We start from the raw sequence: 20047 nt of genomic DNA, 5'->3' as shown, positions 1-20047 counted from the left end.
GAAGGGGAGCACGAGCGTCGAGTTCTTCTCGGCCGCGACGGCCACCACCGTCTGCAGCAGCCGCAGCTGGAGCGCCGCGGGCTGCTCGGACATGACTCCGGCGGCCTCCGCCAGCTTCTTGGAGGCCTGGAGTTCCGCGTCCGCGTTGATGATCCGGGCGCGGCGCTCGCGGTCGGCCTCGGCCTGCCGGGCCATGGACCGCTTCATCGTCTCCGGCAGCGACACGTCCTTGATCTCCACGCGGTCGATCTGCACGCCCCAGCCGATCGCGGGGCTGTCGATCATCAGCTCCAGGCCCTGGTTGAGCTTCTCGCGGTTGGACAGGAGGTCGTCCAGGTCGCTCTTGCCGATGATGGACCGCAGCGAGGTCTGCGCCATCTGCGAGACCGCGAACCGGTAGTCCTCGACCTGGATGACCGCGTTCGCCGCGTCGACCACCTTGAAGTAGACGACCGCGTCCACCCGCACGGTCACGTTGTCCCTGGTGATGCCCTCCTGTGCCGGCACGGGCATCGTCACGATCTGCATGTTGACCTTGCGGATCCGGTCCACGACCGGAACGATCATGGTGAACCCCGGCGGGCGCACGTTCCCCGCGAGCCTGCCCAGCCGGAAGACCACACCGCGCTCGTACTGTTTGACGACCCGGGCCGCCGCGGCGAGGTAGACCAGGCCGGCCGAGGCCGTGGCCACGCACGCGACGACGAGTTCTTCGACCATGACGACCCCCTTCCGAACCGCCCGGCATACCCGTCGCTATGTCCGACATGTCCACTCTACGTCGTAGGGCCGGGCCGCCGTGCGGCGGCCCGGCCCGGTGCGGGAGCCCGCGCGGGGCGGGCTCCCGCGTGCGGTTCAGCGCCCCGGCGTGATCTTCACCGGCTCGACCCCCGCCGCGCTGTGCCGCTCCGACCAGATCTCCAGCGCCGTCCGGCACGCGTGGTCCAGATGGTGCAGTCCGGACAGGTCCAGCTCGACCGGCCGGTCCTGCGGCAGCGCCTCCAGGCTGTCGAGGATTTTCGGCAGCCGCAGGAACGTCGCGTTGCCCGAGAGGTACACCTGGACGGGGCCCGCCCCCTTGTCTATGACGTCGAGACGGACCTGGGAGGCATCCCAGGCCGTCTTGCCCACGGCGAGCGCCATCCCGATCAGGACCCCCTCGAACATGCTGACGGCGACGATCGACACCGCGGTGACCACGAGGACCAGCGCCTCGCCCCGGTGCTCGCGCCACAGCGACGCGATCTCGCGCAGCGGGATCAGCCGCCAGCCCGCGTGCACCAGGACGCCCGCGAGGGCGGGCAGCGGGATGACGCCGAGCGCGGCGGGCAGCAGCGCCGCGAACAGCAGCAGCCACACGCCGTGCAGGACGCGGGAGGCCTTGGTCCGCGCGCCCGCCCGGACGTTCGCCGAGCTGCGGACGATCACCGCGGTCATCGGCAGGGCACCGAGGATCCCGCAGACCGTGTTGCCCGCGCCCTGGGCCATCAGCTCCTGGTCGTACCGGGTCCGCGGCCCGTCGTGCAGCCGGTCCACGGCCGCCGCGCTGAACAGGGACTCGGCGGACGCGATCAGCGTGAAGGCGAGGACCGTGCCGAGGACACCGACACGCCCGAGCTCGCCGAACGCGTCGAGCGGCGGCGGCTGGACCGACTCCAGCAGTCCGTGCACCTCCACCCTCGCGACGGGAAGCCCGGACACGGACACGGCAAGGGTGGCGAGGGCGACCGCGCCGAGCGCCGCCGGGACCGCGCGGACGCGCCGCGGCAGCCTGGGCCACAGCACCAGGACGACCACGGTGCCGGCGCCGAGCCCGAGCGAGGCCAGCGTCTCGGTGCTCCGCACGGCGTCCGCCAGTGCTCCCGGCAGCCCGGTGATCTTGTCGAGCCCGGACGCCGGAGCCTTCAGGCCCGCCATCGAGTAGAGCTGGCCGGCGATCAGCACGAGCCCGATCCCGGCCAGCATGCCTTCGACGACGGAGACCGAGATCGCCCGGAACCAGCGCCCCAGCCGCAGGGCGCCCATGAGCAGCTGGAGCAGGCCCGTCGCGAGCACGACGACCCCGAGGACGGGGAGGCCGTACTCCCGTACGGCCTCGAAGACCAGGACGGTCAGCCCGGCGGCCGGCCCCGACACCTGAAGGCTGCTGCCGCGCATCGTCCCGGTGACGATGCCGCCCACGATGCCGGTGACGAGTCCGAGTTCGGCGGGTACGCCGGAGGCGACGGCGACGCCCACGCACAGGGGCAGGGCGACCAGGAACACGACGACCGACGCGGCGAAGTCCTGCCGCAGGTGGGGGAAGGTCATCGTGCGCCTCACAGCGCCTCGAAGGTGTCGGTTTCCGGCCGGTGAGCGCGTACGGCAGCGGTGCGGACCTCGTAGTACCAGCCGTGCAGGCGCAGCCGGCCCGATGCCGTGGCCCGCCGCACGCTGGAGTGGGCGCGGAGCCGGAGCGGTCGCGCGAGGACGTGGTTCTGCACCGCGCCGGCGACGGCGGGGTCGCCGGCCGGCGCGTCCGCCAGGGGTTCGGCCTGGGCGAGCCGGTCGCGGACGGCGGGCACCGCGTCCAGGTCGTCGTCGCGCGCCAGTGCCGCGACGGCGCCGCAGTGCGAGTGGTCGCAGACCACGACGTCGCGGACACCGAGCACGTCCACCGCGTACTCGACGGTGGCCGCCTCGGCGGTCGGCCGGTCCAGGGTGGGGGGAGGGACGATGTCGCCCGCGGTGCGCGGCTCGAGGAGCTGCCCGGGACGGTCGCCGGTGATCAGGGCCAGGTCGGCCCTGGAGTCGGAGCAGGTGACGAACGGGACCCGCGGGGACTGGCCGTGGGCGAGCGGGGCGAAGTCCTCGGGCCGCCGGCCGAAGGGGCGGGCGTGGTCGATGAGGGGTTGCATGTCGGGTCCTCCTGGCGCGCCCTGTGGGCGCGTCGGCTTGCACAACGGAGCGTGGGGGGAATCGCTCCGTTCAGCATCGGAAGACCTGAAGCCCCTCCGGGGAGTGCGCGGCCGGTGATCTCGGCGTGCGGGGGTGCGAGGCGGCGCCGGGGGCGGGGGAGCGCGTGGCCGCGGGGCCGTCCACCGACAGGGGGTGCGACGGCGGTTCGGGTACGAGGTCCTCGTCGCGGGCGTGCCGACGGGCCCCGGGGGCCGGAGCGGCCTTGTGCGGATGCTCGGTCCCGGCGCAGGCGACGGTCTCGCCTCTGTGCGCGGACGCGAACGTCTCGGCGGGGCCGACGACCTGCAGGAGGATCAGCATGGCGGCGAGCGCCGTGAACAGGGTCCGGGCCGTCCTGCCTCGTAACATGCGCCCCCCTCCGGCGGTTCGCGCACGCCGGGAGCCGGCGCGTACAAGTACGTTAGCCCGCCGAGTCGTTTGCGCGGTTAACTCCACGTTTCACCCGCGAAGTGCGCCCGAAAGGGGTCGTGCAGTTGGCGTGATCCGGTGCTCGGGAGCCGTGACCCCGAGCGTGTCGTCGACGGGCCGGGGTCCGGCCTCGGGGGCGCCGCAGGGGCGCTCCCGGTGAGACCTCTAGCTGTGGACGATGCCCTTGGCGTCCCGGGCCAGCGCGGTGAGCCGGGAGATGGCGCGGAAGTACTTCTTGCGGTAGCCGCCGTTCAGCATCTCCTCGCTGAACAGCTGGTCGAAGGGCTGCCCGGAGGCGAGGACCGGCACCTCCCGGTCGTACAGGCGGTCGGCGAGCACGACCAGCCGCAGCGCCGTGGACTGGTCCGGGACCGGCTGCACGTCGGTGAGGCAGACGGCCCGGACGCCGTCCGTCAGGGCGCCGTACCGGCTGGGGTGGACGCGTGCGAGGTGGTCCAGCAGGTGCGGGAAGTCGTCCAGGGAGGCGCCTTCGGTGGCGTACGCGGTCTTGGTGACCTGCTCGTCGGAGAACGGTGCCGGGGCCTCGGGCAGCCCGCGGTGGCGGTAGTCCTCGCCGTCGATGCGCAGGGGCCGGAAGTGCGCCGACAGGCCCTGGATCTCGCGCAGGAAGTCGGCGGCGGCGAACCGGCCCTCGCCGAGCTTGCCCGGCAGCGTGTTCGAGGTGGCCGCGAGGGCCACGCCCGCGTCGACGAGCCTGCCGAGCAGCGTGGAGACCAGGACGGTGTCGCCCGGGTCGTCGAGCTCGAACTCGTCGATGCACAGGAGACGGTGCGCGGAGAGAGTCTGCACGGTCTTCTGGAAGCCGAGCGCGCCGACCAGGTTGGTCAGCTCCACGAAGGTTCCGAAGGCCTTGAGCGAGGGCTCCGCGGGGGTCGCGTGCCACAGGGAGGCGAGGAGGTGGGTCTTGCCGACGCCGTATCCGCCGTCGAGGTAGACGCCCCGGGGGCCCGCGGGGGACTTTTTCGCGGCCTTGCCGAAGCCGAAGAGCCTGCGCTTGGGGGTGCCGACGGCGTGCGCCCCGCCGAGTCCGCCGGCGAAGCCTTCGAGGACGCCTACGGCCTCGGTCTGGCTGGGCTGGTTCGGGTCCGGGAGGTAGGTGGCGAAGCGGACCGAGTCGAAGCGCGGCGGCGGCACCATCTCGGCGACGAGCCGGTCGGCGGGGACGTGGGGCTCGCGGGCGCACAGTGACAGCGGAGCCGCTTCGGGTATCGGGTCGATCCCGGAGGCGGTGGTGGAGGACGACACGGTCACCCACTCTAAGCGCCGTGCCACACTGCACGTCATGCGACGCCTGTTCCCTGTGACCCATGAAACAGCAGCCCAGGTCTCGGGTGAGGCACCTGTGACGGGTGCGACGGACCGGGAATGGGGGTTCGCGGAGCTGGCCGAGGCCTACGCCTACCCGGACGTCCGAGGGCCCTGGCTGCGGGCCAACATGGTCTCCACGCTCGACGGCGCCGCCCAGCACGACGGGCGTTCGCAGCCCATCTCCAGCGACACCGACATGCGGGTCTTCGGGGTGCTGAGGGGCCTCGCGGACGCCGTCGTGGTCGGTGCGGAAACGGTACGCCAGGAGGGTTACAGGCCGGCACGCGCGCGTGAGGCCTTCGCGGCCCTGCGGGACGCCGCCGGACAGGGTCCCGCGCCCGCGATCGCGGTCGTCTCCGCCGGTCTCGACCTGGACTTCTCGCTTCCGCTGTTCACCTCGCCCCTGGTGCCCACACTGGTGCTGACCGGCGCTGCGGCGGACCCGGACAGGATCGGGGCGGCGCGCGCGGCGGGTGCCCGGGTGGTGATCGCCGGGGACGGGGCGGGCGTGGACCCGGCCCGCGCCGTGCGGGCCCTGGGCGACCTCGGACTCACCCGGCTCCTGACGGAGGGCGGTCCTCGCCTGCTGGGGCAGCTGATCGCGGCCGGGGTGCTCGACGAGCTCTGCCTGACGGTGTCGCCCATGCTCACGGCGGGGGGTGCCCAGCGGATCGCCGGAGGGCCCTCGGTGGCGGTCCCGGAGCGGTTCGAACTCGTGTCCCTGCTGGAGGAGGCCGGCTTCCTGTACAGCCGATACCGTCGGTCCTGACGAGTCGGCGGAATGCACCGTTCCGTTTATCTTCCGCTGGGCTCACTAAAACTCGCAGTCCCCGCGAGATCACGGGGCAGGATGGTTTCAGCAGGGGCCGGGACGGCCCTCGGAGGAGAAGGGCGCCTGCCGTGTTCACAAGCGTATTGATGATCGAGAAGGCCCTGACGTCCGCCGACGTGGAGTTCGTCACCACCTTGCACGGTGACGAGTCGGTCGCCTTCCATGTGCTGCTCCAGCCCCGCGGGGACCAGGCGGACCGGCTGCTGCGGGCCATCGACGACGTCGCGCTCGGCGAACTGGACGAGGCCGCCCGCGAGGGCGAGACGCCCGAGGGCGAGGCCGCCGCCGACCAGGGGCAGCAGGCCCTGGACGTGTCACTGGTGGCGCTGCGTGCCACCGGCAGCGCGGCCGAGGGCCGGCTCGTCGAGGACCACCCGCTGGACGCCCTGAAGGCCCTGGTCGACGAGATCGACGCCGACGAGGTGATCGTGCTGACCGACCCCCACTACGTGGAAGAGTTCTTCCACCGGGACTGGGCCTCGCGGGCCCGCCACAAGGTGGGCGTGCCGGTGCTGAAACTGTTCTCGCACAGCAAGGCATAGGCTTGCCCCCGCGCGCTTCGGCGCCGTCCGATCCGCAACACCTCTCGACCCGCTCGACGCTTCCTGGGGAGACACACGCATGGCACCCGGCCTTCCTACCGCCATGGACCGACCGCACTTCATCGGCATCGGCGGAGCCGGGATGTCGGGCATCGCGAAGATCCTCGCGCAGCGCGGCGCCGCGGTCGCCGGCAGCGACGCCAAGGATTCCGCGACCGCCGAGGCCCTGCGCGCGCTGGGCGCGACGGTGCACATCGGCCACGCGGCCGACCACCTCGCCACCGACGCCACCTGTGTCGTCGTCTCCTCCGCGATCCGCGCCGACAACCCGGAGCTGGCCCGCGCGGCCGAGCTCGGCATCCCCGTGGTGCACCGCTCGGACGCCCTGGCCCGCCTGATGGACGGCCTGCGCCCGATCGCCGTCGCGGGCACGCACGGCAAGACCACCACGACGTCGATGCTCGCCGTGTCGCTGTCCTCGCTCGGCCTGTCCCCGTCGTACGCGATCGGCGGCGACCTCGACGCGCCCGGCTCGAACGCCCTGCACGGCGACGGCGAGATCTTCGTCGCCGAGGCCGACGAGTCGGACCGCAGCTTCCACAAGTACGCGCCCGAGGTCGCGATCGTCCTCAACGTCGAGCTCGACCACCACGCCAACTACGCCTCCATGGACGAGATCTACGAGTCCTTCGAGACCTTCGTGGACCGGATCGCCGAGGGCGGTACGCTGGTGATCTCGGCGGACCACGAAGGGGCGCGGGAGCTCACGCGCCGGGTCAGGGCCCGCGACGTCCGGGTCGTCACGTACGGCGACTTCGCCGACGCCGACGTGCGGGTGCTCTCCGTGGTCCCGCAGGGCCTCAAGAGCGAGGTGACCGTCCTTCTGGACGGCGCCGAGCTCATCTTCACCGTCTCCGTGCCCGGCCGCCACTACGCGCACAATGCGGTCGCGGCCCTGGCCGCCGGCGCCGCACTGGGCGTCCCGGCGTCCGACCTGGCCCGGGCCCTGGCGTCGTACACGGGTGTCAAGCGCCGCCTCCAGCTCAAGGGCGAGGAGGCCGGCGTCCAGGTCGTCGACTCCTACGCGCACCACCCGACGGAGATGACGGCCGACCTGGAGGCCATGCGCGCCGGTGCCTCCGGCCGCATCCTGGTGGTCTTCCAGCCGCACCTGTTCTCCCGCACCCAGGAGCTGGGCAAGGAGATGGGTGAGGCCCTGGCCCTTGCGGACGCCTCGGTCGTCCTGGACATCTACCCGGCCCGCGAGGACCCGATCCCGGGCGTCACGAGCGACCTGATCATCCAGGCGGCACGGGCCGCGGGCGCGGACGTCACGGCCGTCCACGACAAGGGCGACGTGCCCGAGACGGTCGCGGGAATGGCGAAGCCCGGTGATCTCGTTCTCACCATGGGCGCGGGCGACGTCACGGACCTCGGTCCCAAGATCCTGGCCCGCCTGTCGAAGTAGCCACAGCGTTCGTGAGGGGTTGAGCTTCATGTCGTACGACGTCGAAAAGCCGGACGAGCAGTGGCGTGCGGAGCTGACTCCGGCCGAGTACGCCGTACTGCGCAAGGCGGGCACCGAGCCCGCCTTCACCGGTGAGTACACCGACACCAGGACCGAGGGCGTGTATTCCTGTCGCGCGTGCGGGGCCGAGCTCTTCACCTCGACGGAGAAGTTCGAGTCGCACTGCGGCTGGCCCTCGTTCTACGACCCGAAGAACAGTGACGCGGTCGAGCTGATCGAGGACCGCTCGCACGGGATGGTGCGGACCGAGGTGCGCTGCGCCCGCTGTGGTTCCCACCTGGGGCACGTCTTCGAGGGGGAGGGCTACCCCACCCCGACCGACCAGCGGTACTGCATCAACAGCATCTCGCTGCGGCTGGCACCGGACGAGAGCTGAGCACGGCACAGGCCGGCAGGGCCGGACACGGACCCGCCCGGCACCGGCCGGGCGGGTCCGTGCCGGTACGGCGCGCTAGTCGGCGGGGAGCGTCTGTTCGGCCCAGATGGTCTTGCCGGAGCCGGTCTGACGCGTGCCCCAGCGGTCGGTGAGCTGGGCGACCAGCAGGAGCCCGCGCCCGCCCTCGTCGAAGGTGCGGGCCCGGCGCAGGTGCGGCGAGGTGCTGCTGGCGTCGGACACCTCGCAGATCAGCGCCCGGTCGCGGATGAGCCGCAGCTGAATCGGGGGCCCGCCGTAGCGGATGGCGTTGGTGACCAGTTCGCTGACCACGAGCTCGGTCACGAACACGGCCTCGTCGAGCCCCCACTCGGCGAGCCGTTCCCCGACGCGCTGCCGGGCCGTGGCCACCACCGCCGGATCGGACGGCAGGTCCCACACCGCCACCTGGTCGGCGTCCAGGGCACGGGTGCGCGCCAGCAGCAGGGCCACGTCGTCGGCGGGGCGCTCCGGGAGCAGCGCCTTGAGCACGTTGTCGCAGGCGTCGTCCAGATTCCCGGCCGGGGCCGCGAGCGCGCCGCACAGAGTGGCCGTGCCCGCGTCCACCTCCAGGTGGCGGGCCTCCACGAGCCCGTCCGTGTACAGGGCCAGCACGGACCCTTCGGGGAGGTCCAGCTCCGTGGACTCGAAGGGCAGCCCGCCGATGCCGAGCACGGGACCGGCGCTCACCTCGACGACCTCGACCCCTCCCTCCGGGTAGAGCACGGCGGGCGGCGGGTGCCCGGCGGAGGCGATCGTGCAGTGCCGCGCCACCGGGTCGTAGACCGCGTACAGGCAGGTCGCGCCGATCTGGCCGCCCGTCTGGCTGTCCTCGGCCGTGAGATGGCCGACCAGGTCGTCGAGGTGGGTGAGCAGTTCGTCCGGGGGCAGGTCGACGTCGGCGAGCGTCCAGACCGCGGTGCGCAGCCGGCCCATCGTGACGGAGGCGTGGATGCCGTGCCCCACCACGTCCCCGACGACCAGCGCCACCCGGGTCCCGGACAGCGGGATGATGTCGAACCAGTCGCCGCCGACACCCGCCCGGGACAGTGCCGGAAGGTAGCGGGAGGCGAACTCCACCGCCGCCTGACCCGCCATGGCCTGCGGCAGCAGACTGCGTTGCAGCGCCAGCGCGGTGGTGTGTTCCCGGGTGTACCGGCGCGCGTTGTCGACGCAGACGGCGGCTCGGCTGGCCAGCTCCCGCACCAGTGACACGTCGTCCTCGTCGAAGGGGTCGGGGCTGCCTGTCGTGAGCTGCCGTACGAGTACGGCCACCCCGAGTGCCGTGCCGCGCGCCACCAGGGGTACGGCCATCAGGGAGAAGTCACAGTTCCCCGACTCCCGCAGCCGGGTGGCCCGGCTGTCGTGGCGGGCCAGCCAGATGTCGAGGCCCGGCTCGCCGCTCCTGGTGACCACCACCTCGCCGGTCGCCAGCGCGCGGGCGGGCGGCGAGGCCGGCGGATACACGTCCGCGGAGCCCAGCGCGATCGCCGCCTCCGGGACCCCGGCGGTACGCGAGTGGTGGGCGACGCGGCGCAGCTCCACATCGGTGCCCACCGCGCCGACGGAGGGTTCCTCCCCCCGCAGTACGGAGTCCAGCAGGTCGACGCTGGCGAAGTCCGCCATCCGCGGGACCGCCAGTTCGGACAGCTCCTGCGCGGTGTGGATCACGTCGAGCTTCGTGCCGATGCTGGTGGCCGCCTTGTTCAGCAGCGCGAGGCGCTGTCTGGCCCAGTACTGCTCGCTGCTGTCGAACGCGGCCGCCGCCACCCCGAGCAGATCCCCCGAAGGGCCGCGCAGCGGCCACATCTCGGTGTTCCAGGCGTGCGTGCGCGTCCCGGAGGGCGCCCGCGTCCAGCTCTCGTAGTGCACCGGCCGATCGGTCTCCACGACCTCCTGAAGATGGCGCACGAAGCCGCGGCTGTGCTCCTCGTTCTCCACGGTGTCCGGGAAGAACCGGCCGACGAACTCGGCCTCGGTCCGGCCCATGAGCCGGCACGCCGTGTCGTTCATCAGCAGGTACCGCTGCTCGGTGTCGAAGACCGACATCGACACCGACGACTGCCGGAACGCCAGGTCGCCCAGGGCCCGGCCCCGGTCGTCCGGTGTCGCGGTGACTACGTATCCCGAGGCGTCGCCCCGCTCGCCGAGCAGCGCCGACGCCCGCAGCGCCAGGTCCGTGCGCCGCCCGTCCCGGCAGCGCACGGCCACCACGCTCGTGCCGCTCGTCCGCAGCTTCTGCCAGGCCGCATCGGCGTCACCGTCGATCAGCTCCGCCAACCGCCTCCCGTGGACCTCCTGGGCGGTGTGGCCCGTCAGCATCCGGGCACCGTCGCTCCAGCCCGTGACGACTCCGTCGGCATCCACCACCGCCATGGCGTCACCGGCCGTGGCCGCAGACCCCGCGGGCCTCGGCAATGTCACCATATGTACAAGCATGATGTGATCGGGCAGTCCCCTCAACCGGGCCGGTCGGGTACTGGGCCCGCCCGTCCGTACAACCGGTTGGGGGCAGGCCGGCTGGCGTCGGCTCACCCGTGCGCAGGCCCAGGCGCAGATGCCCTGCTCCTGGGCTTCGCGATGACCCGCTACGACGACCGCGAGTGGTCGCGGCGCATGCCCCCCGCCTCGGCTGACGTCCGGTCAGGCGGCCCGTCGGCCCGCCGCGCGTTCCGTCGTCCAGTACAGCAGCGCCAGTACGGGAAGGGCCGTGCCGAAGGCGGCCACCGCGGGCCAGCCCGCCGCGTGGTAGGCGATGGAGGCGAGTTGGGAGCCGAGCGCCCCGCCGACGAAGAAGGTGGCGATGAACGCGCTGTTGAGGCGGGCCCGGGCGTCGGCGTCGAGCTGGTAGATGGTGTGCTGGCCGAGGATCAGGGTGCTCTGGACGGCCATGTCGAGCAGCACGGCGGCCAGGGCGAGCAGGACGATGTGGTGCCCGCCCAGCCCCGCGACGGCGAACGCGACGGCGGCCACGGCGAAGGCGACGCCGGTCATCGGCCGGGTCAGCCCCCGGTCGGCCCAGTGTCCCGCGACCGGCGCCACCACCGCGCCGGCCGCCCCGACCAGCGCGAAGAGGCCGACGCCGACGGGGGAGTAGTGGAAGGGCGGTCCGGTCAGGACGTACGAGACGGTCGTCCAGAAGGCGCTGAACGCGCCGAACATCGCCGCCTGGTAGAGCCCGCGCCGCAGCAGGGCGGGGTGGGTGCGCATCAGTCGCAGCGTGGAGCGCAGGACATGGGTGTACGGGATCGTCGTGGTCGGTGCGTGCGGGGGCAGGGCGGCGCGCAGCGCCACGGCCAGCACGGCCATCAGGACGGCGGATCCGAGGTAGACCACGCGCCAGCCGGCCGCGTCGGAGACCAGGCTGCTGAGCGTGCGGGACAGCAGGATGCCGGTGAGCAGACCGCTCATCACCCGGCCGACGATGCGGCCGCGTGCGTGATCGGGGGCGAGGCTCGCGGCGAACGGGACCACGATCTGGGCGACGACCGAGGTGGCCCCGGCGACGAGGGACGCGGCCAGCAGGAGGGGGAAGCTCGTCGCGAGGCCCGCCGCGGCCAGGGCCAGCGTGGTGACGCCCAGCAGCACGGTGATCAGTCCGCGCTTCTCCAGCCGGTCGCCGAGCGGGACCAGGAAGAGCATGCCGATGACGTAGCCGACCTGGGTGAGGGTGATCAGGCCGCCGGCCGCCGCGGTGCTGACGTGGAAGACGTCACGCAGGGACGACAGCAGCGGCTGCGCGTAGTAGAGGTTGGCGACCGTCATGCCGGAGGCGACGGCGAGGAGGACGACCAGCCGGCCCGGTACGCCGTGCTGGGACGCGGCGGTGGACGGGGTCTGCGACCGGAGCTCGGAGGATTCGGAGGATGCGGACACGGCACCTTCTCGGGAAGAGAACCGACGGGGACGGTTCGGCGGGAACGCTGTCTGCTGGACGGGCGGCCTCCTTGTCGCCCGTACGGTCTCCTCAGCACCGGACGGCACGTGTCCCTTCCCCTGGCGTGGCGATGATCAGAGATATCGGTTATCTCCGATGCAGATGATGCGGTGCTCGGCGGACCGGGGCGTCGTCCTCGCAGGGCGCCCGGGCGGGCGGCCGTCCCACGGGCCGAGCGGCCCGGGGGCGTCTCGCTCCGGGGGTGACCGCCTCCAGGGCTTGTCGCTCCCGGCAGGCGGCTGTCCTCAGGACGTCGTGCTCCGGTCCCGCCGCGCAGGGTCGCTCGGCGGGACCGCCCTCAGGACATTCGGCGGGCCCGCCCTCAGGACATGTGGTGCAGCAACGCGGCGACGGCCGGGGGTGCCTCCCCGCGCGGGCGCACCACCATGACCTTCCAGCTGGGCGGGTGCCGGTCGAAGCGGTGTGTGGTGAGGTCCGGGAACCGTGCCGCGATCGACGCCGGCATGATGCAGACGCCCAGGTCGTTGCGGACGAGTTCGGACGCGGCGACGATGTCGTTGACCTCGAAGGTCGTCTCGCGCTCGACACCGGCGGCACGGAACGCCCGGTCCACGCAGAGCCGGATCGCCCAGCCGGGAGTGAAGTCCACGAGCGGCAGCCGGGCGGCTTCGGAGAGCGTCACCGTGCCGTCCGGGCCCTTTCCGGCGAGCGCCCGCCCGGGTGCCGACACCAGGACCATCTCCTCGCGCGAGAGCAGCCGTGTCACCAGACCGCGCTGCTGCTGCCGGTCGAGCGCGACGACGGCCAGGTCCACCGAGCCCTCGCGCAGTGCCTGCCGGATGTCGGTGACGGCGGCCTGTCGCAGCCGGACCACCACGCCCGGATGTTCCGCGCGCAGTGCGGCCAGCGGGCGGTGCAGTTCGGCCCAAACGCCCTGCATGGTGCCGACGGTGATCCTGCCCCGCAGATGTCCCTGGACCGCGTCGACCGCCGCCCGTGCCTGCTCGGCGGCGCGCAGCGCGGCGCGTGCGGCGGGGACGAAGGCCTCGCCCGCCGCGGTCGGCGACACCCGGTGCGTGGTGCGGTCGAACAGCTGGGTACCGAGTTCACGCTCCAGCGCCCGCACCGTGCTGGACACGGCGGACTGCACCACGTGCAGGCGCTGCGCCGCCGCGGTGAAGCCGCCCTCCTCGGCCACCGCGACGGCGACCTCCATCTGCCGCAGGTCCATGTGTACGCTCCGCTCCCGGTTCCGAAGCCGCACCCCATCTCCCTCGGAGATGGGCTTGCACATCGATTGTCGCAGGCCGTGATCACCTGCCGGCCGTCCACCGGCCGCCTACGAGTCGTCCGCGGGCCGGTCGCCGGACCGGAGGACCGCTCGCCGGATCACCGTCCGGGCGGGTTCCGGCGGGGGCTCAGGACCGCCGGCCGCCGTTGCGCATCTCCCGGGGGCTCAGCCCGTAGCGCTGCCGGAACGCGGTGCTCAGGGCGCTCGCCGAGGAGAAGCCGGAGGCGTACGCGAGGTCGGTGATCGTCAGGTGTTCGCAGTCGCCGCACTGGAGGCGCTCGCGGACGAGCCGGAGCCGCTCCTCGCGGATCAGGTCGCGGGGAGTGGTGCCCGCCCTTTGCAGGGCCAGCTGGATCTGGCGCAGTGACCAGCCGAGCGCGCGGGCCATGGACGTACCCGTGAGGGCCGGGTCGGCGGCGTGGTCGCGGACGTAGCGGCGGACCATGGTCTCCACGTCGGACAGCTGCCCGGTTGTGTCGGGGCGGTCGTCGCCCGTGGCGAGCATGCACAGCAGCTCGACGACGCGGTCGGAGACGGCGTCGAACTGGGCGTCGGTGAGGGCGTCGCGCTCGGCGTACAGGTCGTTCAGCATGGAGCCGACGACCCGGCCGAGCCCCCTGGTCAGGTCTAGGCCCGTGGCCAGCGGTGACTTGCGGTTGAGGGGGCTGTCCACCTCGCGGGCGGGGATGGTGAGGATGTACGCCTGGGTGGTCGCGTCCTGGAGGCAGTCGAAGGGCGAGTCGAAGGAGACGAGTGTGCCGGTCCCCGGGGTGAGCCGTGCCTCCTGGCCGTCCTGCCGCAGGACGATCCCGCCGGTGAGCGGGAGGAGTAACCGGTAGTCCCCGTCGGGGTCCTCGCGGACCTGGCGTGCGGTCCTGCTGTACTCGATCTCGTCGGACCGGAACCTGACGAGCTGGTACTTCTCGGTCCGCTGCCGGACGGTCTCGCCGCCGAAGTCGTCCGGGCGGGCGTACGCGAAGCCCATCCGGGACTGGTACGACCCGATGTGCTCGCTCCAGAATTCGGCCCGCTCACGCGGCGTCACCTCGTGGGTCGACTGCGATTCCACGAGGTAGCTCCCCGCTGGCAACGGCACCTCAACTCCCGTGCAATTGGCGGTAGTTACTCGGCGTCAGCCTACTGCACACGCCCCGTGCGCATGACAGCAACTTCCTTGCGCGCCGGGGCAAGCGCGGGCGCCGTCGCGCGGCTACCGTCGTGCGCCGCGTCAACTCGCGCCCCACCCATCACCCTTCCAACTCCTATGACTGCCACCCGTTCAACTCAGCTATGCATGCGGAGACTTGAGGATCCATGACCGAACGCCTACCGGAGGCAGCGTTCTGGTGCCTGGCCGTCGGCCTGCTCGCCGTCACCGTCCTGCTGCTCCGCCAGCGCGGCATCACCGCCCGGCAGCGCAGGCGGACCACCGAACTCGCGGACGGACTGAGGGCCCGCGAAGAGGAACTGCGTCATCTGGCCGCGGTCCGCCTCCCGGCCCTGGAGGACGCCCCGCACCAGGCGGGCCCCGCCGCCGGACTGCTGGACGCCCGGCTGGCCGACACGGACTTCGCCAAGAGCCTCGACAGCGTCGTCGAGCGGTTCTCCGGCGCCGTGGAGCACGCGCAGTCCCGCGCCGACCAGTCCGCCAAGGCCGCGCTCAAGGCGTCGATGCGCTCGATCCAGGCCCTCGCCAACGAGCAGCAGGTGTCCATCTCGGAGATGCAGGACCGGCACGACCACCCCGACGTGCTGCGCGACCTGCTCGAGATCGACCACACCAACGCCCAGTTCGGCCGCCGCGCGCAGGCCATCGCCGTCCTGTGCGGTTCCTGGCCCGGGCGGCAGCGCTCCACCTCCCCGCTGATCGAGGTCGTCCGCGGGGCGACCTCCCGCATCCGCGACTACCGGCGCGTGCGGATCAACGGGCAGGCGGACATCGCCGTCGAGAGCCGCGCGGTGGAGCCCGTCGTCCTCGCGGTCGCCGAACTGCTCGACAACGCGGCACGCCACTCGCAGCCCAACACGACGGTCGAGGTCAACGTCCAGACGGTGCACAACGGTGCCTGCGTGGTCATCGACGACGCCGGCGTCGGCATGGACGGGCAGGCCACCGAGCACGCCGCCGCGCTGCTGACCGGCCGGCACGCCGTGGACGTCACTCGCCTCGACGACCCGCCCCAGTTCGGCTTCGCCGTCATCGGGGTGCTCGCCGCCCGGTACGGATTCAGCGTCTCGGTGGACACCCGGTCGCCGTACGGCGGTGTCCGCGCCGTGCTGTTCGTGCCCGCGGCGCTGCTGACCCACATGGACCCCGCGACGGTTGCGGCACCGCCGGCCGCCCCGACCCGCCGGGCGTCCCGGCCCGCCGGAACCGTCGCGTCGCCGGAACCCGCCCCGGCCGCCCCGGCCCCCGCGCAGGCCGGACCCGTCACCCCGACCGAGGCGGCGTCCGCCGCCCCCACTGCCCGTACGACAGCCCGTACGGCCGAGACCGCGGAGGCCGCCACGGCCGGAGGACTGCCCAAGCGGCGCCGCCGCACCCCTCAGGCGCCGGTGACCGCGACCGCCGGGGAGCCGCCCGCGGCCCCGGCCGAGGAGGTCGGCGGCCGGACCGCCGAGGAGAACGCGCGGCGCATGGGCGCCTTCGCCCGCGGCACCCGCTTCGGCCGGTCCGCCCACGACGCGTCCGCCGCCGAGGCCTCCCATCAAGCCCCCCACGAGAGCGAAGGGAACACACAGGGATGATCGCCCCCATGACCAACGAGCTGGGGTGGATGCTCGACGAGGTCCTCAAGGTGCCCGAGGCGCGTCACGCGATCCTGCTGTCCGCCGACGGCATGCTCCGGGCGCACTCCGCGGACATCGGCCGGGACGACGCCGAACGGCTGGCCGCCGGCCTGTCGGGGGTGCAGTCGATCAGCCGCAGCACGGCCGAGTTCTGCGGCAGCCCGCACACCCCGTGGCGGCAGACCCTGATCGAGTTCGCCCACGGCTACGTCTTCCTCGTCGCCGCGGGGGAGGGAGCCTATCTCGCGGTGTCCACCACCGAGAACGTCGACATGGAAGCGGTCACCTACCGCATGCACAAGCTGGTCGACCGGCTCGGCAAGGAGCTGACCAGCCCGGCCCGGCAGGACACCGGCAGTCCGGCATGACACCCCGCCGCCGTCCCGGGGAGCGGCTCGTGCGGTCCTACGTCGTCACGGACGGCCGCTCCCACCCGTCGCGCAACACCCTCGACCTCGTCACGCTGCTGATCGCCGCCGACGATCTGCCCCTGGCGGGACAGAGTCCCGAGAAGCGGCGGCTGATGGAGCTGTGCCGGCCCGGAGCGCTGTCGGTCGCCGAGGTGGCCGGGCATCTGGAGCTGCCGGTCAGCGTCACCAAGGTGCTGATCGCCGACCTGATCGACAGCGGTCACATCGTCACCCGCGCGCCGATCCCGTCGGCCCGCCCCTCCGACACCCGCATCCTCCAGGAGGTGCTCGATGGGCTCCGCGCCCGCCTCTGACGACGTCCGCCCCCGATCGGGCGGCATGCATCTGCCGCCGACCGTGCAGACCGCGGTCAAGCTGCTGATCGTGGGCCACTTCGCCGTCGGCAAGACCACCTTCGTCGGCGCCCTGTCCGAGATACGGCCGCTGCGCACCGAGGAGGTCATGACCCAGGCCGGCGCGCTCGTGGACGACCTGGCCGGGACGCGCGACAAGACGACCACCACGGTCGCCCTCGACTTCGGCCGCCTCACCCTCAACGACGCCCTGGTCCTCTACCTGTTCGGCACACCCGGGCAGCAGCGCTTCACCGAGCTGTGGCAGGACATGACGCGCGGTGCGCTCGGCGCACTCGTCCTCGCCGACACCCGGCGCCTGGAGCAGTCCTTCGAAGTCATGGGCGTGCTGGAGGAGTTGGGACTGCCCTACGCGGTGGCCCTGAACGAGTTCGACGACGCGACCGAACACGGCCTGGACGAGGTGCGCGAGGCCCTCGACCTGCTGCCCTCGACCCCGCTCGTGCGCTGCGACGCCCGCGACCGGGTCTCCTCCACCGAGGCGCTGATCGCCCTCGTCGAATACCTGCTCACCCGCACCGGCGAACTGGAGCACGCGTGACCCCCGTACCACCGGAGTCCGTACCACCGCAGACCGCGCCGAAGGACGCCCCGGCGCCGCGGCCCGCACCGTCGCAGTCCGTGCCGCCTCCCGGCTGCCCGGCCCACGAACCCATGTACGGACCGGAGTTCGCGGCCGATCCGGGAGCCGTGTACCGCAGGCTCCGGGAGAACGGACCGACCGCCCCCGTCGAACTGGCCCCCGGTGTCCGGGCCACCCTCGTCACCGGGTACGAAGCCGCCCTGCACGTCCTGCGCAGTCCGGAGACCTTCTCCAAGGACCCACGCCGCTGGCGCGACCTGGCAGACGGCACCGTCCCGATGGACAGCCCCGTCGTGCCGATGATGATGTACCGGCCGAACGCGCTGTTCACCGACGGTGAGGAGCACCGCCGGCTGCGCGGAGCGATCACGGACAGCCTGGCCCTGGTGGAGCCGAACACGCTCCGCGGATACGTGGAGCGCAGCGCCGACACGCTCATCGACCGGTTCGCTCCGCTCGGCACGGCGGATCTGCTCGGCGAGTACGCCCAGGTCCTGCCGCTGCTGGTGTTCAACCACCTCTTCGGCTGCCCCGCCGACTACGGGATCCGGCTGGTCGAGGGCATGTCCGGGATCTTCGACGGGGTGGACGCCGAGAAGGCGAACGAACTGCTGACCACCACCCTGCTCGACCTCGTCACGCTGAAGCGGGCGAAGCCCGGGCAGGACATGACGTCGTGGCTGATGGCGCACCCGGCCGCGCTCACCGACGAGGAGATGATCCACACCCTCGTCGTCCTGATGGGCGCCGGCACCGAGCCGCAGCAGAACCTCATCGCGAACAGCCTGCGCCTGCTGCTGTCCGACGACCGGTTCGCGGGCGACCTGTCCGGCGGCAGCCTCCCGGTGGAGGACGCCCTCGACGAGGTGCTCTGGTCCGACCCGCCGATGGCCAACTACGCCGTCCACTATCCCGTGCACGACGTCGTCCACGAGGGTGCGTCGCTGCGCGCGGGTGATCCGCTGGTGGTCAGTTTCGCCGCGGCCAACACGGACCCGGCGCTGACGAGCGATCAGCGGGCGGGCAACCGCGCCCACCTAGCGTGGAGCGCGGGCCCGCACAACTGCCCGGCACAGAGTCCGGCGCGGCTGATCGCGGCGGTCGGCGTCGAGAAGCTCCTCGACCGTCTCCCCGACGTCGAACTCACCGTCCCGGCCGAGGAGCTGGTCTGGCGACCCGGTCCCTTCCACCGCGCTCTCGCCGCACTGCCCGTCCGCTTCCCGCCCACGGCGGCGGCCGCGGCGCCGGACGCCGAGCCGCAGCCGCACCCCGGCGCCCTTCCGCTGCCGGTGGCCCCGCCGCCCGCCGTCGTGCCCGAGCCGCCGAAGAGCGGCTGGGCACGCCTGCTGGCGTGGTGGCGCGGGGAGTGATCAGGAGATCCGTACGGGGAGGGACCGGTGGCCGTTGGAGATGAAGGACTCCACCGGCCGCAGTTCCTCCCCGGGAACAGCGAGGCACAGGTCCGGGAAGCGGGCGAAGAGCGCCGGGAGCGCGACCCGGGCCTCCATGCGGCCGAGCGGGGCACCGAGGCAGTGGTGTACCCCGTAGCCGAAGGCGAGGTGTTCCTTGTCGGCGCGGGTGACGTCGAAGCGGTCGGCGTCCTTGCCGTGGCGCTCGGGGTCGCGCCCGGCGGCGGCGTACGCGGCGAGGATGGCCTCGCCCTTGCCGATCACCAGACCGTCCGGGCCGCCGAACTCACTCATCGGCAGGTCGTCCACCGCGTAGCGCAGCGGCAGACTGGCGACCGGCGCGTCCACGCGCAGCGTCTCCTCGACCACGTCGTCCCAGGAGGCCCGCCCCTCACGCACGGCGGCGAGTTCACCGGGGTGGGTGAGCAGGGCGTGCACGGCGTTGTCGATGAGGTTCACCGTCGTCTCGTGGCCCGCACTGATCATCAGCACCAAGGTGTCGAGCAGTTCCTGCTCGCTGAGCCGGGTGCCGTCGTCCTCGTCGCGTGCCGCGATCAGACCGGTGGTCAGATCGTCGCCCGGTGACTCCCTCTTGGACGCGACGAGTTCGGCCAGGACGACGTACAACCGCTCGTAGGCGGCGGTCATCTCGCCCGGGTCGGCGGAGGTGTCGAAGATGCGGTCCACCAGGTGCCGCAGCTCGGGCCCGCGCTCCTCGGGCAGCCCGAACAGCTCGCTGATCACCTGGATGGGAAGCGGATAACAGAACTCCTCACGCAGGTCGACGACCTGGGAGTCGCGGCCGGCCTCCGCGATCCTGTCCAGCAGCCCTGCGGTGATCTCCTCGATGCGCGGCTGGAGCGCGGCCGTACGGCGCGCGGTGAACGCCTTGGAGACGAGGAGGCGCAGACGTTTGTGCTCGCCGCCGTACGCGGTGAACATGTTCTGCACGGCGACCCAGGTGAACAGAGGCCAGTCCGGGGTGATCTCCCCGCGGGCGAACAGGGGCCAGTGCTGCCGGGCGTCCTTGGACACCCGCGGGTCGGTGAGCAGCCGCTTCAGCAGATCCGGGCTGCTCACCGCCCAGGCCTCGACACCCCCGGGGAGCGCCACCAGGGTCACCGGTCCGCCGTCCCGGACACGGGCGGCTTCCGAGTGAATGTCGCGGCCGGTCGCGTCTATCACTAAGGGGCTTGGATTTCCCACGGGGAGCCTCCCTGGTATTCGAACGTCATGACGGCAGGTCACGCTACGCGGGGGTACGGTTCCGCAGCGAGAGCGCC

General features: G+C 72.5%; 19 protein-coding genes. 9 read left to right on the top strand and 10 right to left on the bottom strand.

Annotated elements, in window-relative coordinates; translation table 11 throughout:
- The 5 genes from H305_RS0112910 to zapE all read right to left on the bottom strand — a co-directional run.
- On the bottom strand, positions 1-720 hold a 720-nt coding region (locus tag H305_RS0112910), incomplete at its 3' end, for a slipin family protein (protein ID WP_028800759.1).
- A gap of 135 nt (positions 721-855) precedes the next feature.
- Entirely contained in the window at positions 856-2310 is a 1455-nt protein-coding gene (locus tag H305_RS0112905) for a SulP family inorganic anion transporter (protein WP_037763617.1), read from the bottom strand.
- 8 nt (positions 2311-2318) lie between these two features.
- Complete coding sequence (locus tag H305_RS0112900; RefSeq protein ID WP_028800757.1) at positions 2319-2897, bottom strand: carbonic anhydrase; 579 nt, start codon at positions 2895-2897, stop codon at positions 2319-2321.
- Positions 2898-2967: 70 nt separating this feature from the next.
- Positions 2968-3306, bottom strand: a complete 339-nt coding sequence (locus H305_RS0112895; protein WP_028800756.1) for a hypothetical protein — start codon at positions 3304-3306, stop codon at positions 2968-2970.
- Between the two features lie 225 nt (positions 3307-3531).
- Positions 3532-4632, bottom strand: coding sequence for a cell division protein ZapE (zapE, locus tag H305_RS0112890; RefSeq protein WP_028800755.1), 1101 nt, complete (start codon positions 4630-4632; stop codon positions 3532-3534).
- A gap of 37 nt (positions 4633-4669) precedes the next feature.
- On the opposite strand from zapE, the gene H305_RS0112885 reads away from it, so the two are divergent.
- From H305_RS0112885 to msrB, 4 genes are all read left to right on the top strand, one after another.
- Positions 4670-5464, top strand: coding sequence for a pyrimidine reductase family protein (locus H305_RS0112885; RefSeq protein ID WP_028800754.1), 795 nt, complete (start codon positions 4670-4672; stop codon positions 5462-5464).
- Between the two features lie 131 nt (positions 5465-5595).
- On the top strand, positions 5596-6069 hold the full coding sequence (locus tag H305_RS0112880) for a hypothetical protein (protein WP_028800753.1): 474 nt from the start codon (positions 5596-5598) through the stop codon (positions 6067-6069).
- Between the two features lie 79 nt (positions 6070-6148).
- Positions 6149-7537: a UDP-N-acetylmuramate--L-alanine ligase gene (gene murC, locus H305_RS0112875; RefSeq protein WP_028800752.1), complete on the top strand. Its 1389-nt coding sequence runs from the start codon at positions 6149-6151 to the stop codon at positions 7535-7537.
- Positions 7538-7565: 28 nt separating this feature from the next.
- On the top strand, positions 7566-7973 hold the full coding sequence (gene msrB, locus H305_RS0112870; RefSeq protein WP_028800751.1) for a peptide-methionine (R)-S-oxide reductase MsrB: 408 nt from the start codon (positions 7566-7568) through the stop codon (positions 7971-7973).
- 75 nt (positions 7974-8048) lie between these two features.
- On the opposite strand, the gene H305_RS0112865 is transcribed toward msrB, so the two are convergent.
- The 4 genes from H305_RS0112865 to H305_RS0112850 form a co-directional block, all read right to left on the bottom strand.
- Entirely contained in the window at positions 8049-10436 is a 2388-nt protein-coding gene (locus H305_RS0112865; RefSeq protein WP_028800750.1) for a SpoIIE family protein phosphatase, read from the bottom strand.
- A 216-nt stretch (positions 10437-10652) separates the two neighbouring features.
- Complete coding sequence (locus tag H305_RS0112860) at positions 10653-11774, bottom strand: MFS transporter (RefSeq protein ID WP_420708053.1); 1122 nt, start codon at positions 11772-11774, stop codon at positions 10653-10655.
- 494 nt (positions 11775-12268) lie between these two features.
- The gene (locus tag H305_RS0112855) at positions 12269-13138 is read right to left on the bottom strand and encodes a LysR family transcriptional regulator (protein WP_028800748.1); all 870 of its coding nucleotides are present in this window, start codon (positions 13136-13138) and stop codon (positions 12269-12271) included.
- Between the two features lie 187 nt (positions 13139-13325).
- On the bottom strand, positions 13326-14267 hold the full coding sequence (locus tag H305_RS0112850) for an AraC family transcriptional regulator (RefSeq protein ID WP_037763611.1): 942 nt from the start codon (positions 14265-14267) through the stop codon (positions 13326-13328).
- A 245-nt stretch (positions 14268-14512) separates the two neighbouring features.
- Here H305_RS0112850 and H305_RS0112845 point away from each other — a divergent pair, with 245 nt between their 5' ends.
- From H305_RS0112845 to H305_RS0112825, 5 genes are all read left to right on the top strand, one after another.
- Positions 14513-15946: an ATP-binding protein gene (locus tag H305_RS0112845; RefSeq protein ID WP_028800746.1), complete on the top strand. Its 1434-nt coding sequence runs from the start codon at positions 14513-14515 to the stop codon at positions 15944-15946.
- Positions 15943-16356 carry a roadblock/LC7 domain-containing protein gene (locus H305_RS0112840; protein ID WP_028800745.1) on the top strand — a complete coding sequence of 138 codons (414 nt, stop codon included), beginning with the start codon at positions 15943-15945 and terminating at the stop codon, positions 16354-16356. The genes H305_RS0112845 and H305_RS0112840 overlap by 4 nt, the downstream gene beginning before the upstream one ends.
- A complete protein-coding gene (locus H305_RS0112835; protein ID WP_028800744.1) occupies positions 16353-16712 on the top strand; it encodes a DUF742 domain-containing protein in 360 nt (119 codons plus the stop codon). The genes H305_RS0112840 and H305_RS0112835 overlap by 4 nt, the downstream gene beginning before the upstream one ends.
- Positions 16690-17313: a GTP-binding protein gene (locus H305_RS0112830; protein WP_028800743.1), complete on the top strand. Its 624-nt coding sequence runs from the start codon at positions 16690-16692 to the stop codon at positions 17311-17313. The genes H305_RS0112835 and H305_RS0112830 overlap by 23 nt, the downstream gene beginning before the upstream one ends.
- A 113-nt stretch (positions 17314-17426) precedes the next feature.
- Positions 17427-18725, top strand: a complete 1299-nt coding sequence (locus H305_RS0112825) for a cytochrome P450 (protein ID WP_051370544.1) — start codon at positions 17427-17429, stop codon at positions 18723-18725.
- Here H305_RS0112825 and H305_RS0112820 read toward each other — a convergent pair whose 3' ends face one another.
- On the bottom strand, positions 18726-19970 hold the full coding sequence (locus H305_RS0112820) for a cytochrome P450 family protein (protein ID WP_028800741.1): 1245 nt from the start codon (positions 19968-19970) through the stop codon (positions 18726-18728).
- Positions 19971-20047: the final 77 nt, after the last annotated feature.

Origin of the sequence: Streptomyces sp. 142MFCol3.1, from assembly GCF_000424945.1 — a bacterium.
GTDB classification, from domain to species: Bacteria; Actinomycetota; Actinomycetes; order Streptomycetales; family Streptomycetaceae; genus Streptomyces; species Streptomyces siamensis.
The sequence above is the reverse complement of the archived record's forward strand: the minus strand, read 5'-3'. Positions and strand labels throughout refer to the sequence as shown.

Excerpts from the sequence above, each read along its gene's own strand:
- H305_RS0112905 (WP_037763617.1), bottom strand. The coding sequence starts at position 2,310 with ATGACCTTCCCCCACCTGCGGCAGGACTTCGCCGCGTCGGTCGTCGTG.
- H305_RS0112900 (WP_028800757.1), bottom strand. The coding sequence starts at position 2,897 with ATGCAACCCCTCATCGACCACGCCCGCCCCTTCGGCCGGCGGCCCGAG.
- H305_RS0112895 (WP_028800756.1), bottom strand. The coding sequence starts at position 3,306 with ATGTTACGAGGCAGGACGGCCCGGACCCTGTTCACGGCGCTCGCCGCC.
- H305_RS0112885 (WP_028800754.1), top strand. The coding sequence starts at position 4,670 with ATGCGACGCCTGTTCCCTGTGACCCATGAAACAGCAGCCCAGGTCTCG.
- murC (WP_028800752.1), top strand. The coding sequence starts at position 6,149 with ATGGCACCCGGCCTTCCTACCGCCATGGACCGACCGCACTTCATCGGC.
- msrB (WP_028800751.1), top strand. The coding sequence starts at position 7,566 with ATGTCGTACGACGTCGAAAAGCCGGACGAGCAGTGGCGTGCGGAGCTG.
- H305_RS0112865 (WP_028800750.1), bottom strand. The coding sequence starts at position 10,436 with ATGGTGACATTGCCGAGGCCCGCGGGGTCTGCGGCCACGGCCGGTGAC.
- H305_RS0112860 (WP_420708053.1), bottom strand. The coding sequence starts at position 11,774 with ATGACGGTCGCCAACCTCTACTACGCGCAGCCGCTGCTGTCGTCCCTG.
- H305_RS0112855 (WP_028800748.1), bottom strand. The coding sequence starts at position 13,138 with ATGGACCTGCGGCAGATGGAGGTCGCCGTCGCGGTGGCCGAGGAGGGC.
- H305_RS0112845 (WP_028800746.1), top strand. The coding sequence starts at position 14,513 with ATGACCGAACGCCTACCGGAGGCAGCGTTCTGGTGCCTGGCCGTCGGC.
- H305_RS0112840 (WP_028800745.1), top strand. The coding sequence starts at position 15,943 with ATGATCGCCCCCATGACCAACGAGCTGGGGTGGATGCTCGACGAGGTC.
- H305_RS0112835 (WP_028800744.1), top strand. The coding sequence starts at position 16,353 with ATGACACCCCGCCGCCGTCCCGGGGAGCGGCTCGTGCGGTCCTACGTC.
- H305_RS0112830 (WP_028800743.1), top strand. The coding sequence starts at position 16,690 with ATGGGCTCCGCGCCCGCCTCTGACGACGTCCGCCCCCGATCGGGCGGC.
- H305_RS0112825 (WP_051370544.1), top strand. The coding sequence starts at position 17,427 with ATGTACGGACCGGAGTTCGCGGCCGATCCGGGAGCCGTGTACCGCAGG.